Below are 14,154 nucleotides of genomic sequence, written 5' to 3' on the forward strand. Positions count from 1 at the left end.
CGCCCGTCCGTCGAGCGTCGCTCCCGGTGCAGCTCACGTCGCTCGCTCGCCGTTCCCGCGGCTCAGCCGCTCGAGGTGTCCCAAGCGTCTTCCAGCGTGGGCATCACGGGCGACAACGACGTGTCGGCGCTCGGTGACCACTCCTCGCACGAGTTGCTGTGAAGACGATGACCGGAAACAGCGAACGGCGCTGACCAGCGATGTGGATCCCGCTGGTCAGCGCCGCTTCGAGCGCCTGGATCAGGCAGCCGCCTTGGTCTCCCAGAAGATCTTGTCGATCTGGGCGATGTAGTCGAGCAGCTCCTGGCCGGTGGCGGGATCCGTGGAGGCCTTCACGCCGCCGGGGCCACCGCCCGCCTTCTTGGTGGCCTTGTTGAACAGCTCGTGCAGCTCCGGGTACTTCTCGAAGTGCGGGGGCTTGAAGTAGTCGGTCCAGAGCACCCAGAGGTGGTGCTTCACCAGGTCCGCCCGCTGCTCCTTGATGTCGAGCGCGCGGGTGCGGAACTCGGGGTCCTCGTTGCCCTGGTACTTCTCCTGAATCGCCTTCACCGACTCGGCTTCGATCCGGGCCTGCGCCGGGTCGTACACGCCGCAGGGGAGGTCGCAGTGCGCGGTGGCCTCCAGCCGCGGGCGGAGAATGCGGGCGAAAAGCCGCATGGGTCCTCCCTGGATGGTGATCGTTCTGGCATGTCCGACACTACTCCCGGCGTCGGGACGCAGCAGTGTGATGAGGGGGTGGTCGTGCGCTGGCGGAGGGTGGCCGTGCGGGGGCCGTCGATGTCGCCGACGCTTCGGGACGGGGACGTGGTGCTCGTGCGGTTCGGGGCGCGGGTGCGCACCGGGGACGTCGTGCTGGTGCGGTGGGTGGCGCGGCCTGGCCAGCTGTCGGTCAAGCGGGCGGCGCGGCCTGCCGATGACGGCTGGTGGGTGCTCGGCGACAACGACCACGGCTCGACCGACTCCCGCACGCTCGGCCCGGCGATGGTGCTCGCGGTGGTCCGGCTGCGCCTGTGGCCCCGCCCGCGCCGTTTCCGGAGCCGCTCCTGACCCCCTCATCCGACGAACGGCGCGTTCGTCGGTACCTATCCGACGAACGCGCCGTCCGTCGGAACGGGCGTGAGACATGCGACGCCTCGGCGGGCGCACGCCTCCCGTAAGATCGGATCGATACCCGACCGCCCATTCGCCGGGCTCGCCGCGTCATCCTGCGGTTGCTCGGCGCTCGGCCGTCCGGCAGTGGTCGCGGACCCGCGGCCCCCGGTGCACGGCGAGCGCGCGCCCCGTCGGCGCCCCCCTGAGCACCCCGAGGAAGCAGACCCGTGACGATCGTTCCCGAACGCACCATCCCCACCCGCGAGGAGATCTTCGCCGCGCACGGCGGCGGCAAGCTGGGCACCGCGCTCACCGCCCCGCTGGCCGACGCGCGTGACCTCGCCGTGGCCTACACGCCCGGCGTCGCCGAGGTCAGCCGCGCCATCGCCGCCGACCCGGGCCTCGCCGCCCGCTACACCTGGACCAACCGACTCGTCGCCGTCGTGAGCGACGGCACGGCCGTCCTCGGGCTGGGCGACATCGGCCCGCGCGCCGCGCTGCCCGTGATGGAGGGCAAGTCCGCGCTGTTCAAGGCGTTCGCCGGGCTGGACTCGATCCCGCTCGTGCTCGACACCACCGACGTCGACGAGATCGTCGAGACGCTGGTGCGGCTGCGTCCGAGCTTCGGCGCGGTGAACCTCGAGGACGTCTCTGCCCCGCGGTGCTTCGAGCTGGAGCGGCGGCTCGTCGAGGCGCTCGACTGCCCCGTCATGCACGACGACCAGCACGGCACGGCGATCGTGCTGCTCGCCGCGCTGCGCGGCGCCTGCGCTGTGCAGGGCCGCGACCTCGACGGGCTGCGCGTCGTCATCTCGGGTGCGGGGGCCGCGGGCGTCGCGTGTGCCCGGATCCTGCTCGCCGCGGGCGTGCGCGACGTCGTCGTCCTCGACTCGCGCGGTGTGCTCGACGCGGGCCGCGGTGGGGAGAAGGCCTCGCTGGCCGCGGTCACCAACCCGCGCGGGGTGACCGGCGGCGTCGCGGAGGCCCTCGACGGCGCCGACGTGTTCGTCGGCCTGTCGAGCGCGACGGTGTCCGAGGAGCTGCTGGCGCGGATGGCACGCGACGCGATCGTCTTCGCCCTCTCCAACCCCGACCCCGAGATCCACCCGGACGTCGCGCGGCGGCACGCGGCCATCGTCGCCACCGGGCGGAGCGACTTCCCGAACCAGATCAACAACGTGCTCGCGTTCCCCGGCGTGTTCCGCGGTGCCCTCGACGCGGGGGCGCGGCGCATCACGGAGGAGATGAAGCTCGCGGCGGCCGACGCCATCTTCTCGGTGGCGAGGGACGAGCTCTCGGCCGACGCGATCGTGCCCAGCCCGTTCGACCCGCGTGTCGCCCTAGCCGTTTCGTCAGCTGTCGCCGCGGCGGCGCCCGGCGCGGCCGTTACGCCCTGATCGTCCTTCGGCCTGCGCGTTTGCTCCATTGGTGATCATGACCGTCACTGTGCGTGGTGGTCGGCCCGTTCACTCACTCGGGGCGGTGTAGGTCGATCGAGCAGCTCGGCCAGATCGTGTGGCCGTCGGCGTCGTTGTAGCGAAGGGTATCGACGTCGCGACGCTGGGAGACGCACGTGAGAGAGCTCGGACACCGCCTCGGCGACGGCCCGGTGGTCGAGCCACCGACCCAGCCGCACGGTGCGTCCGACGCGGTGCTGCGGGCGGATCTGCACCGGGAGCGGTACGCCGCGCTCGGTGCAGAGGTGCACCCGGAGGCGGCGCTGTTCGCCTCCACGCTGGCCCGGGCCGTCTCGGAGGCGCCGGAGCTGGACCGGGTCCCGGCCGTCCCGCTCCCCGCGGAGCCCGCCCTCGTCCACGACCCCGACGGGCGGGTCGTGCGCGCCAACGAGGCGCTCGCCGCACTCGCGGGGGCCGCGGACCCGAGGGCGCTCGGCGGCGCCCGGATGCGCAGGCTCCTCGTCGGCACGGGGGAGGACACCCAGCTGGTGCGCGCGGACGGGAGCAGGGTGCCCGTCCACGCGGTGCGCTGGCCGCTTCCGGGCGTGGACCTCACCGCCGTCGTGATCCTCGAGCGGGACGCCGCGCAGCAGGCCCCGGTGGTGGACCCGGCCTGGGCGGTCGAGCTGGAGCGGCTGGCGCGCATCGGGACCTGGTCGTTCGACCTGGCGACGTCGAAGCTGGAGCGCAGCGGCACGCTCCTCGAGCTGTACAGCGCGGTCGGGGTCGATCCCGACGGCGACGGCTCCCGACCCGTCGAGGGCGAGCAGGTGGCCGCGCTGTGCGAGGAGCTGCGTGCCGGGAACCCGGACGCCGACCACCACGTCGAGCTGCAGCTGCCCGGTGACGGGATGCTGAGCTGCCGGGCCCAGGTGGAGCGCGGCCCGGACGGCACGCCGCAGCGGCTGATCGGCGTCGTGCACGACGTGAGCGCGGAGCGGATCGGCCGGTTCCGGGTGGAACGCACCGCCCGGCGCTTCGCCGACCTGATGGCCCTCGTGCCCGGCGGGGTCGCGCTGCTGGACCCCGCGGGCCGCGTCGTGGACGCCAACGCGGGCATGTGCGCGCTGCTGGACGTCCCGCTCGAACGACTGCGTGGCACCCCGGCCACCGCCCTGTCCGCCGACGACGCGTCGGCCGACGGGGCCGCGCTCCCCGACTGGCTGCGCCCGGTGGCCCTCGGCACCCGGCACGGGTACGGCGTGGACAGCGCCCCGCTGCGCCGCGCGGACGGCACCACGGTGTGGTGCGAGCTGGCCGTCTCCGCGACGGTGGCGGACGACGGCGGCTTCCTGTGGCTGGTGGCGTGCACCGACGTCTCCGACCGCCGCAGGGCCGCCGAGCTGCTGCGCAGCGCCGGGATGGTGGACGAGCTCACCCGCCTGCCCAACCGGGCCGCCGGCCTCGAGCTCGTGGACCGGCTGCTGGCCGGCGCCGGCCGGGACCGCGTCGCGGTGGTGTGCGGCGACCTCGACGACTTCGCGCGCGTCAACTCCTCGCTCGGGCACGACGCGGGCGACGACCTGCTCGTGTCGCTCGCCGGCCGCCTGCAGCGGGAGCTGCCGTTCGGCTGCACCGCGGCGCGGCTGGGCGCCGACGAGTTCGTCGTGATCTGCGCCGACCACGCCGAGGTCGGCGGCCCGGACCAGCTGGCGCGTACGGTCGCCGACCTGCTGCGCACCACGATCACCGTGTGCGGCCGGCCGGTGCAGATGACGGCATCGGTCGGGCTCGCCACCCCGGTCCCCACCGGCGAGGTGCGGGCCGCCGACCTGCTGCGGTTCGCCGAGGCCGCCATGCACGACGCCAAGCGCCGGCAGGCACGCGGCGGGATCGGCATCGCCACGGACGGCGTCGTCAGCTCGGCGACCACGGCGCTGGAGCTGGAGGCGGAGCTGCGCGCGGCGATCGCCGCCGACGGGCTCGTGCTCGACTACCAGCCGGTGGTGGCCCCGGACGGCACGGTCATCTCGGCCGAGGCGCTCGTCCGCTGGCCGCACCCGGAGCGCGGGCTGATCCCGCCGTCGGACTTCCTGCCGGTCGCGCAGCGCAGCGGGCTGCTGCGCGAGCTGGACCTGTGGGTGCTGCGGGCCGCCACCCGGGAGGCCGCGGAATGGCCGGAGCACCGCGGGCGCCGCTGCGCCGTCGCGGTGAACCTGGCCGGGCTCCTGCCCGGCGACGCGGGGTTCCTCGCCGCGGTGAGCGAGGCCGTCTCCGACGCCGGGCTCGAGTGGGACCGGCTGGTGCTCGAGCTCGTCGAGACCAGCCTCGTCGCTCTCCCGCCGCACGCGCTGGCCGCGATGGCCGAGCTCACCGAGCGCGGCGTCCGGTTCGCGGTGGACGACTTCGGCACCGGCTACTCCTCCCTCGCCCGGCTCAAGGAGCTCCCCGCGCAGACCGTCAAGGTCGACCGCGCCTTCGTCACGGGCGTCGCCGACGACCCGGCCGATTTCGCCGTCGCGCGCGCCGTCGTGGACATGGCACGGGCGATGGGCCGCACCACGGTGGCGGAGGGCGTGGAGACCGCGGAGCAGTTCCACGTGCTGCGCGGCATCGGCGTGGACGCCTACCAGGGATGGCTGTTCTCGCGGCCGGTGCGGTCCGCGGTCGTGCGGGACGTCCTCGCGCGCGGGCGGCTCGCGACCCCCGCGGCCGCAGGCCGGGCGAGCCACGCCTGATCCCGGACAGATCACATCGGTCGCGATTGTCGGTCCCTCGGGTTAGCCTCGCTGACGAGCGGCGACCGGCAAGGGGTCGTCGGCGAACACGGAGGTCCCTCGGATGATCGAGTTCCGGGGCGTGACCAAGCGCTTCCCCGACGGCACCGTTGCGGTCGACAACCTCGACCTCGTCGTCGAGGCCGGTGGGATCACGGTCTTCGTCGGGCCGTCCGGCTGTGGCAAGACCACCTCGCTGCGGATGATCAACCGCATGATCGAGCCCTCCGAGGGCACGATCATGGTCGACGGACGCGACGTCGCCGCCACCGACGCCGCCGACCTGCGCCGCGGCATCGGCTACGTCATCCAGCAGGCGGGGCTCTTCCCGCACCGCACCATCCTCGACAACATCGCCACGGTCCCGCTGTTGCTCGGCTGGAGCAAGGCGAAGGCCCGTTCCCGCGCCGCGGAGCTGATGGAGATCGTCGGCCTCGCCCGTGAGATGGCGGGCCGCTACCCCGCGCAGCTCTCGGGAGGGCAGCAGCAGCGCGTCGGCGTGGCCAGGGCACTGGCCGCCGACCCGCCGATCCTGCTGATGGACGAGCCGTTCAGCGCCGTCGACCCGGTGGTGCGCGAGAGCCTGCAGGACGAGCTCCTGCGGCTGCAGGCGGAGCTGGGCAAGACCATCGTGTTCGTCACCCACGACATCGACGAGGCCATCAAGCTGGGCGACAAGGTCGCCGTGCTGCGCGTCGGCGGCGTGCTCGCCCAGTACGACCAGCCGGGGCAGCTGCTCGCCCGCCCGGTCGACGACTTCGTCGACAACTTCGTGGGCCGCGACCGCGGCTACCGCGGCCTCGGTTTCATGTCGTCCGACGCCATCCCCATCGGGGAGCTGCCCACCGTCGCGCTGGGCGACCCGGTTCCCGACGACGACGCGTGGGTGCTGGTCGTCGACTCCGAACAGCACCCGCAGGGGTGGCTCAACGGCGCCGAGCGCAACGGGGCCGCCGTCGTCGAGGCCGATCACCTGATGCCCGGCGGGTCGCTCTACGACATCGGCAGCGGCTCGCTGCGCAGCGCGCTGGACGCCGCGCTGTCCTCGCCGTCGGGGGTCGGGGTCGCGGTCGACGGCGACGGCGCGGTGGTCGGCTCCGTCACCGCGGGTGACGTCCTCGCGGTCGTCGACGCGGTCCGGGAGCACGAGGCGGCGGCGTGATCTGGAGCTGGATCCCCGGCAACGCCGACCGGATCCTGGCGCTCACGGTCGAGCACCTGAGGCTGGCGCTCATCCCGGTGGTGGTGGGGCTGGTGCTGTCCGTCCCGCTCGGCTGGCTGGCCAACCGGTACCCGCTCGCCCGCGCCGTGCTCGTGCCTGCCGCCGGCGTGCTCTACACCATCCCGTCGCTCACGCTGTTCGTCGTGCTGCCGGGCATCCTCGGCACCCGGATCCTGTCCGAGATCAACATCATCGTCGCGCTCACCATCTACACGGTGGCGCTGCTCGTGCGCACCATCGCCGACGCGCTCGCCGCCGTGCCCGGTCTCGTGGTGGCGGCGGCCACGGCGATGGGCTACCGGCCGGCCCGCCGGTTCCTGGACGTCGAGCTGCCGCTCGCGATCCCGGTGCTCATCGCGGGGCTGCGGGTCGCCACGGTGTCGAGCATCAGCCTGGTCAGCGTCGGCGCCCTCATCGGGGTCGGCGGACTGGGCGAGTTCTTCACCGAGGGCTTCCAGCTGCAGTTCCCCACGGAGATCATCGTCGGCGTCGCGCTGACCGTGCTCCTCGCGCTGGCGGGCGATGCCGTGCTGCTCGTGATCGGCCGGATCCTCACGCCGTGGAACCGCCAGCGGGCGGGAGGCGCGAGGTGAACCTCTTCGCGCAGGTCGTGCAGTGGTTCCTCGACCCCGGCAACTGGTCGGGCACGCGCGGTGTGCCGTCCCGGCTGGCCGACCACCTCGCGTACACGGTGCAGGCCCTCCTCATCGCCGCCGTGATCGCCGTCCCGCTGGGTGCCTGGATCGGGCACACCAGGCGCGGCGGGTTCCTCGTCGTCGGTGCGGCCAACGGGCTGCGCGCGCTCCCGGAACTCGGCCTGCTCACGCTGCTGGTGGGCCTCGTCGGGATCGGCCTGCTGCCGTTGACCATCGCCCTGGTGGTCCTCGCCGTCCCGCCGTTGCTCGCCGGCACGTACGCGGGCGTGCGCAACACCGACCCCGCCGTGATCGACGCCGCGCGGGGCATGGGCATGCGCGAGCACGAGGTGCTCACCAAGGTCGAACTGCCGATCGCGGTCCCGCTGATCATCGGCGGCCTGCGCACCGCCACCCTGCAGGTGATCGCCACCGCCACGATCGGTGCCTACATCGGCCTCAGCGGCCTGGGCCGCTTCCTGATCGACGGGCTCGCCCGCAACGACTACACCGAAATGGCCGCGGGCGCCGTGCTGGTGGCCGCGCTCGCACTGGTCGTCGAAGGGCTGCTCGGCGCGCTACAACGACTGATCGTCTCACCGGGCCTGCGCACCGCGCAGACCCGCAGAAGGGCACCCCGACAGGCCCCCGTCGTCGCCGGAGGAATCGCATCATGAAACGCACGCTCGCCGCGCTGACCGGCCTGCTCGCCCTCGGTCTCACCGCCTGTGGAGGTGGTGGCGACCCGCTTGCCGGTGGCCCGTCCGGCTCACCTGACGCAGGGCCCCCGGCGGCCGCCGACGTCATCAAGGTCGGGTCGGCGAACTTCACCGAGAGCCGGCTGCTGGCGGAGATCTACGCGCAGGCCTTGGAGGCCAAGGGCGCCAAGGTCGAGCGCTCGTTCGGGATCGGGAGCCGGGAGGTCTACTTCCCGGCGCTGCAGGACGGCTCGATCGACCTGATCCCCGAGTACACGGGAAACCTCCTGCAGGAGATCGATCCGCAGGCCACGGCCACCGCGTCCGACCAGGTGTACCAGGAGCTCACCCAGAAGCTGCCCGACCCGCTGATCGTGCTCGATCAGTCGAAGGCGGAGGACAAGGACGCGGTCGTCGTCACCCAGGAGACGGCGCAGCGGTACAACGCCCGTTCGCTCGCCGACCTCGCCCCGCACTGCGGTGAGCTCGTGTTCGGCGGCCCGCCCGAGTTCGCCGAGCGGCCCTACGGCCTGCCCGGCATCGAGCGGCTCTACGGCTGCACGTTCGCCGACTTCCGCTCGCTCGACGCCGGAGGCCCCCTCACCGTCGCGGCGCTCACCGACGGCACCATCCAGGCCGCCGACCTCTTCACCACCGACCCGACCATCGCCGACCGCGGCTGGGTGGTCCTGGAGGACCCGAAGAACAACTTCGCGGCCCAGAACGTCGTGCCGCTGGTGAACGAGACCAAAGCGAACGACCAGGTGCGCGAGACGCTGAACTCGATCTCGGCCGCGCTCACGACGGACGGCCTGCTCGAGCTCAACCGAAAGGTCGCCGACGCGGCCACCAACACCGTCGAATCGGTGGCCAAGGAGTGGGTGACGGCCAACAACCTGGGGTGAGCCCGTGGCCTGAACCATCCGCTCAGCGGTATCCCGCGGCGTCGGCCGGCTTGCCCGCGTCCTGCACCTCCACCACGTAGCGCCAGGCATCCGGTGCGGAGCCGTCGAGGTCGGTGAAGCCGTACTCCTTCGCGAGGCCGCCGCTGGAGACGCTCCGGCCCTGCCAGCGGTCGCGCCGCTCGTCGGCGGCGAGTGCCGCGACCGCGCGGCCGACGAAGCGCGGGGTCTCGGAGATCGCGAAGTGGGGCTCCTTGACGCACGCGTCGCGCCAGTTCGCCTCGGTCACCCCGTACTCGTGCAGCATGATCTCCGAACGCAGCCAGCCGGGGGTGATCGCGACGGCGGTGGCGCCGTGCGGGCCCAGCTCGTGCGCCCAGCTGCGCGCGAGCCGGATGGGCGCGATCTTGGCGAGGTCGTAGTAGACGTTGAGCCGGTAGTGGTCGGCGTTGTACTCGGCGGTGCCGTCGGTGACCTCCACGACGAGCCCGCCTCGCCGCTCGATCAGCAGCGGGAACGCGTAGCGGGCCGTCACGAGGTGGGTGTCGATCGCGAGGCGCAGGATCCGCAGGCCGTCGGTGAGGGAGTGCTCCCACACCGGCTTGTCCCACTCCGCGAGGTACTCGCCGCCCCAGATGTCGTTGACCAGCACGTCGAGCCGGCCCTGCTCGGCGGCGATGCGGGCCACCAGCCGCTCGACCTGCACCGGGTCGAGGTGGTCGGTGGGCACCGCGATCCCGGTGCCGCCCGCGGCCGTCACGAGGTCGGCGGTGTCCTCGATGGTCTCCGGCCGGTCGTACTCGCTGCGCTTTTCGCGCGTGGTGCGGCCCGTGACGTACACCGTGGCGCCCGTCGCCCCCAGCTCCACCGCGATGCCCCGGCCCGCTCCTCGCGTCGCACCCGCAACCAGCGCCACCCGCCCCGCGAGCGGTCGATCCGTTCCTGTCATGGGGCGATCTTCGAGCTCAAACCTGACAGCCAAGGTCGGTGTATCAAAGGTGTATGGTTTGTGCATGACCCGGACCAACATCGACATCGATGACGAGCTGGTTGCCGAGGCGATGCGAAAGTATGGCCTCAAGACCAAGAAGGAAGCCGTTGACCTCGCTTTGCGGAGGCTTGTCGGGCCGCGCCTGTCTCCGGAGTTCTTCGAGAGCATGCGAGGGGCGGGATGGGATGGTGATCTCGAGGAGATGCGGGCGTCCCGAGTGCAGGAGATCGGGGACCCTGGGTGGAGCTGATCGACACATCCGCGTGGGTCGAGTATCTCCGTGACACGGACTCTCGGGCCTGCAACGAGGTCGACCGGTTGTGGCATGACGACCCGGGCGCGGTCGCCACCACCGAACCGGTGATCATGGAACTGCTTGCCGGTGCCAACGATGACCGGCTGTTCGAGCGAGTCGAGAAGATGATGAACGGGCTTCAACTCCTGTCCGTCGACGCCTCGGTCGACTACCGCGACGCCGCAATCGCCTATCGCGCTGTCCGACGGGGTGGGCGCACGGTCCGCAAGACGATCCACTGCCTCATCGCCGTGGTCGCGGCGCGTACCGGGGCCACGCTCGTGCACCGCGACCGTGACTTCGACGTGCTCGCCGAGGCCCTACCCGACCTTCGGGTCCGTTCCCTCGTCTGACCGCCGGCACCCGCGCGCGAACCGCAGCGACCGGACGGCGGACCGGGTCACGAGCCCTGCGATCACCACGGTGACGGTGAGGACGACGACGGTCGCCGGCTCGACGGCCAGGTGGGGGTTCAGCAGGTTCATCACGAGGGACATGCCCCCGCACCCGGCGACGCCGAGGGCGGCCACGAGGCCGGTCAGCCCCGTGACCCACCGGGGCAGCGGGCGGCCCCGGAACGTGGCCAGCAGCAGGGCGAGCGCCGCCGCGGCGATCAGCACGGTCAGGACGTCGACCGCGCGGGCCAGGACGGAGACCGTGGGCGTCGGGGGCACCGACCACCCGTGCCCCGACTTCCAGAGCACATCCCAGATGAGCAGCAGGGCGGGGAACGACAGGAGGAGCAGCAGGGCCGTGCGTCGTCCCTGCCGAGCGGTGAGCTCCTCCTGCAGCAGCGGGGCCACCTCGCGCACCGAGCCGAATTCGCGGACGGCCGCGGCGGCGGCACGCTCGGGGTCGAGCCCGCGGTCCCGGTGGTCGGCGACCGCGTCGGCGAGGCCGTCGCGCACCTCGGCGATCATGCTCCGCTTCACGGCGGCGGGCCCGCGCAGCGCATGGTCGAGCTCGGCGACGTGTGCGCTGACCGGGTCGAACACGGCCGTCATGACGTGCCTGCCGCGGGCCGCAGGACGGCGTCGACCACTGCGCTGAACTCGTTCCAGTCGGCGCGCTGGCCGGCGAGGGCGTGGCGGCCGGCCCTGGTGAGCGTGTAGGTGCGGCGTTCGCGCCCGCCCACCGTGCTCCACGTGCCCGACAGCAGCGCCGCCCGCTCCAGGCGGCGCAGCGCGGGGTAGACGGTGCCGGTGGGCAGGTCGAGCCGGCCGCCGCTGCGGGCCTGCAGCGCCTCGATGATCGCGTAGCCGTGGCGGGGGCCGTCCTCCAGGACGGCGAGGATCAGCCCGTCGAGGTGGCCGCGGACGGCGTCGGGCTTCATGTACAGGGATCCTACCTATTCGCCGCGGCCACACATCCGGTTCAGCATCAGGGATGTCCCGGATCTATAGGTAGGCAATCTACATATAGCGTCCGCCGCGTGGACACCCTTACGCCCCGGACCGCGGCTCCGGCAAGGAGACCGCGGGCCACGCTCTGGACCCTGCGGTTCCTGCTCACCGGGCACCTCGTGGCCGTGCTCGCCCAGCCGGTGCTCGCCGGCCGCTACCTCACCGGCGACGTCGACGCGATGAAGGCGCACGGCCTCATCGGCTCGCTGATGGCGCTGGTCGCGATGGTCCTGATCGCAGGTGCCCTCGCGTACGTCGTCGGCGGGCGAGGGCGGCTGTGGGTGCTGCCGGTCATGGTGCTGCTGTTCCTCGCCGAGGGTTTCCAGATCGGGATGGGCTACTCCCGGCAGCTGCACCTGCATGTCCCGCTCGGTGTCGCGATCGTGGTCGCCGCCGTGCTGCTCGCCGCATGGGTCTGGACACCGTCGGCCGCGCGCCCGCGAGGTGCGCGATGAGCTTCTCGCGGCGGGGGTTCCTCGGTCTCCTGGGTGGGGCGGCCGCGCTCGCGGCGCTCCCGGCCTGCGGGTCGGGGGCGACGGCCGGTTCCACCGGGGAGGTGCTGGCGAGCGCGGTGCCGCTGCCGGAGCCGTTCCGGGTGCCGTTGCCGGTGCCGCCGGTGGCGCGGCCGGTGGGTGTGGACGGTGCGGGTGCGCAGGTGTACCGGGTGACCCAGCGGGTGGCCGACGCGGAGATCCTGCCCGGGGTGCGCACGCCGATCCTGGGCTACGACGGGATCTTCCCCGGACCGACGTTCGACACCCGGCGCGGGCAGCCGGTGGTGGTGCGCCACCGCAACGAACTGCCGGTGCCGACGGTGGTCCACCTCCACGGCGGGCACACGCCCGCCGAGCACGACGGGTGGCCCCTGGACCTCGTGCTCCCGGTGGGCGACACGAGCGGCTGGAGCCATCACGGCATGGTCGGCGACCTCGCCGCCGGTGAGCGGGAGCACCGCTACCCGAACGACCAGCGGGCCGCCACGCTCTGGTACCACGACCACCGGATGGACTTCACGGGACCGGCCGTCTACCGCGGGCTGGCCGGGTTCCACATCGTGCGCGACGACGTCGAGGACGCGTTGCCGCTGCCCCGCGGCGAGCGGGAGCTGCCGTTGATGATCTGCGACCGGGCGTTCGCCGCCGACGGTTCCTTCGCCTACCCCGGGCTGGACCAGGGGATGCGGTCGCTGCCGGGAGTGGAGGACGACTGGATGGAGGGCGTGCTCGGCGACGTCGTGCTGGTCAACGGGGCGCCGTGGCCGGTGCACGAGGTCGACGCCGCGCGGTACCGGCTTCGGCTGCTGAACGCCTCGAACGCCCGCCGCTACCGGCTCGCGCTCACGGTGCCCGGCGGGCCCGACGTGCCGTTCGTCCAGATCGGATCGGACGGTGGGCTGCTCGCGGCGCCGGTGGGGCACGAGGCGATCGAGATCGCGCCGGGGGAGCGGTTCGACGTGGTGGTGGACTTCTCGGTGCTGCCTCCCGGCACCCAGGTGACGATGGTCAACGGCCTGGACGGCGGCCCGGCGGGCCGGGTGATGCGGTTCCGGGTGGTGCGCACCGCGCGCGACGACAGCCGGGTGCCGGATCGGCTCGCCGAGGTCGAGCCCCTCACACCGCCTGCCGGTGCGCCGCAGCGCACCTTCCGCTTCAGCCGCGGCAAGGTGGGCGACCACAAGGGCTGGACGATCAACGGCACCTCGTTCGACGCGAACACCTCGCTGGCCGACGTTGGGCTGGGCGAGACCGAGGTGTGGCGCTTCGTCACCGACGTGCACCACCCCGTCCACGTGCACCTGGACCCCTTCCAGGTGCTGCGCCGCGGCGGCGAGGGGCCGAGCGACTACGACGTGGGCTGGAAGGACACCGTGGACGTGCGCCCGGCCGAGGTCGTCGAGGTGGCCGTCCGGTTCTCCGACCACGCCGGCCGGTTCGTCTTCCACTGCCACAACCTCGAGCACGAGGACATGGCGATGATGGCGACGATCAGGACGGTGTGACCGGTCGGCGCCCGGACGCGAGGAACAGCGGCATCGCGACGAAGAGCCGATCGCGGTCGGCACGGCGGCGCTGGTCGGCGAGCCATGCGTCGGCCTGTTCTTCGCTCACCGCGCCGGCCCGCACGGCACCGGTGGCCAGCCGGGTGGCGGTGAAGAGTGCCAGTGCCGGATCGGTGAGGACGGCCGTGTGCACCTCGCAGGAGACGTCGTCGAAGCCGGTGTCCAGCAGCAGGTTGCGGTATCGCCGGGCCACCCGCCCGTGCACCATCTCCTCGGCGTTGGCGGTCAGGATCGTCCTGGTGAGCGCAGGGTCGTCGGACTCGACCGCGAAGAGCTCCCAGTCCTGACCGACGAGGACGATGCGCCCGCCCGGCACGAGCACCCGGCGCGCGTCGGCGCAGGCCTTGTCCGGGTCGTCGAGCGCGTGGTAGAGCTTCTCGGCCCGGTAGCCGTCGAGGCTCTCGTCGGGGAACGGCAGCCGGTGTGCGTCTCCCACCTCGAACCGGCAGTCCGGGTGGTGCTCGCGGGCGAAGGTGATGGCCTCCTCGGCGGCGTCGATGCCCACGGCGTCGGCGCCGACGGCCGCGAGCTCGGCGACGGCCGTGCCGGCGCCGCACCCGACGTCCACCACCCGGCTGCCCGGCCCGGCGTGCAGCAACGAGTAGGACCGTTGCCGCAGGCGCACGGAATCCGGCCGACGGTCGAAGGCGAGCAGGATCTCGAGGAAGGCCTTGTCCATGGAC

The 14,154-nt window shown here is 72.8% G+C and carries 16 protein-coding genes; 11 read left to right on the forward strand and 5 right to left on the reverse strand.

What is annotated here, in order from left to right; translation table 11 throughout:
• Positions 1 to 240 precede the first annotated feature (240 nt).
• On the reverse strand, positions 241 to 657 hold the full coding sequence (gene sodN, locus FHX44_RS22605; protein ID WP_147257620.1) for a superoxide dismutase, Ni: 417 nt from the start codon (positions 655 to 657) through the stop codon (positions 241 to 243).
• Between the two features lie 30 nt (positions 658 to 687).
• Here sodN and FHX44_RS22610 point away from each other — a divergent pair, with 30 nt between their 5' ends.
• From FHX44_RS22610 to FHX44_RS22640, 7 genes are all read left to right on the forward strand, one after another.
• Positions 688 to 1,047, forward strand: coding sequence for a S26 family signal peptidase (locus FHX44_RS22610; RefSeq protein ID WP_246170528.1), 360 nt, complete (start codon positions 688 to 690; stop codon positions 1,045 to 1,047).
• Positions 1,048 to 1,319: 272 nt separating this feature from the next.
• The gene (locus FHX44_RS22615) at positions 1,320 to 2,489 is read left to right on the forward strand and encodes an NAD(P)-dependent malic enzyme (RefSeq protein WP_147257621.1); all 1,170 of its coding nucleotides are present in this window, start codon (positions 1,320 to 1,322) and stop codon (positions 2,487 to 2,489) included.
• Between the two features lie 176 nt (positions 2,490 to 2,665).
• The gene (locus tag FHX44_RS22620; protein WP_246170529.1) at positions 2,666 to 5,227 is read left to right on the forward strand and encodes a putative bifunctional diguanylate cyclase/phosphodiesterase; all 2,562 of its coding nucleotides are present in this window, start codon (positions 2,666 to 2,668) and stop codon (positions 5,225 to 5,227) included.
• Between the two features lie 103 nt (positions 5,228 to 5,330).
• Entirely contained in the window at positions 5,331 to 6,428 is a 1,098-nt protein-coding gene (locus FHX44_RS22625) for an ABC transporter ATP-binding protein (protein ID WP_147257622.1), read from the forward strand.
• Entirely contained in the window at positions 6,425 to 7,081 is a 657-nt protein-coding gene (locus tag FHX44_RS22630; RefSeq protein ID WP_212612604.1) for an ABC transporter permease, read from the forward strand. Before FHX44_RS22625 ends, FHX44_RS22630 begins: the two co-directional genes overlap by 4 nt.
• Positions 7,048 to 7,800, forward strand: a complete 753-nt coding sequence (locus tag FHX44_RS22635; RefSeq protein ID WP_212612605.1) for an ABC transporter permease — start codon at positions 7,048 to 7,050, stop codon at positions 7,798 to 7,800. Before FHX44_RS22630 ends, FHX44_RS22635 begins: the two co-directional genes overlap by 34 nt.
• On the forward strand, positions 7,797 to 8,726 hold the full coding sequence (locus tag FHX44_RS22640; protein ID WP_147257623.1) for an ABC transporter substrate-binding protein: 930 nt from the start codon (positions 7,797 to 7,799) through the stop codon (positions 8,724 to 8,726). The genes FHX44_RS22635 and FHX44_RS22640 overlap by 4 nt, the downstream gene beginning before the upstream one ends.
• A gap of 22 nt (positions 8,727 to 8,748) precedes the next feature.
• Here FHX44_RS22640 and FHX44_RS22645 read toward each other — a convergent pair whose 3' ends face one another.
• A complete protein-coding gene (locus FHX44_RS22645; protein WP_147257624.1) occupies positions 8,749 to 9,672 on the reverse strand; it encodes an SDR family oxidoreductase in 924 nt (307 codons plus the stop codon).
• Between the two features lie 64 nt (positions 9,673 to 9,736).
• Here FHX44_RS22645 and FHX44_RS22650 point away from each other — a divergent pair, with 64 nt between their 5' ends.
• Positions 9,737 to 9,964 (forward strand): type II toxin-antitoxin system VapB family antitoxin, encoded by a 228-nt coding sequence (locus FHX44_RS22650; protein ID WP_147257625.1) that lies wholly within the window; start codon positions 9,737 to 9,739, stop codon positions 9,962 to 9,964.
• A complete protein-coding gene (gene vapC / locus FHX44_RS22655; protein ID WP_147257626.1) occupies positions 9,955 to 10,362 on the forward strand; it encodes a type II toxin-antitoxin system VapC family toxin in 408 nt (135 codons plus the stop codon). Before FHX44_RS22650 ends, vapC begins: the two co-directional genes overlap by 10 nt.
• On the opposite strand, the gene FHX44_RS22660 is transcribed toward vapC, so the two are convergent.
• Entirely contained in the window at positions 10,330 to 11,013 is a 684-nt protein-coding gene (locus tag FHX44_RS22660; RefSeq protein WP_147257627.1) for a permease prefix domain 1-containing protein, read from the reverse strand. The genes vapC and FHX44_RS22660 overlap by 33 nt on opposite strands.
• Positions 11,010 to 11,342, reverse strand: coding sequence for a PadR family transcriptional regulator (locus FHX44_RS22665; RefSeq protein ID WP_147257628.1), 333 nt, complete (start codon positions 11,340 to 11,342; stop codon positions 11,010 to 11,012). The genes FHX44_RS22660 and FHX44_RS22665 overlap by 4 nt, the downstream gene beginning before the upstream one ends.
• A gap of 99 nt (positions 11,343 to 11,441) precedes the next feature.
• Here FHX44_RS22665 and FHX44_RS22670 point away from each other — a divergent pair, with 99 nt between their 5' ends.
• Positions 11,442 to 11,867 (forward strand): hypothetical protein, encoded by a 426-nt coding sequence (locus FHX44_RS22670; protein ID WP_147257629.1) that lies wholly within the window; start codon positions 11,442 to 11,444, stop codon positions 11,865 to 11,867.
• Positions 11,864 to 13,411 (forward strand): multicopper oxidase family protein, encoded by a 1,548-nt coding sequence (locus tag FHX44_RS22675; protein ID WP_147257630.1) that lies wholly within the window; start codon positions 11,864 to 11,866, stop codon positions 13,409 to 13,411. Before FHX44_RS22670 ends, FHX44_RS22675 begins: the two co-directional genes overlap by 4 nt.
• On the opposite strand, the gene FHX44_RS22680 is transcribed toward FHX44_RS22675, so the two are convergent.
• A complete protein-coding gene (locus tag FHX44_RS22680; RefSeq protein WP_147257631.1) occupies positions 13,398 to 14,150 on the reverse strand; it encodes a methyltransferase domain-containing protein in 753 nt (250 codons plus the stop codon). The two genes, FHX44_RS22675 and FHX44_RS22680, sit on opposite strands and share 14 nt — an antisense overlap.
• Between the last annotated feature and the right edge of the window lie 4 nt (positions 14,151 to 14,154).

It is taken from the genome of Pseudonocardia hierapolitana (assembly GCF_007994075.1).
Lineage (GTDB): Bacteria > Actinomycetota > Actinomycetes > Mycobacteriales > Pseudonocardiaceae > Pseudonocardia > Pseudonocardia hierapolitana.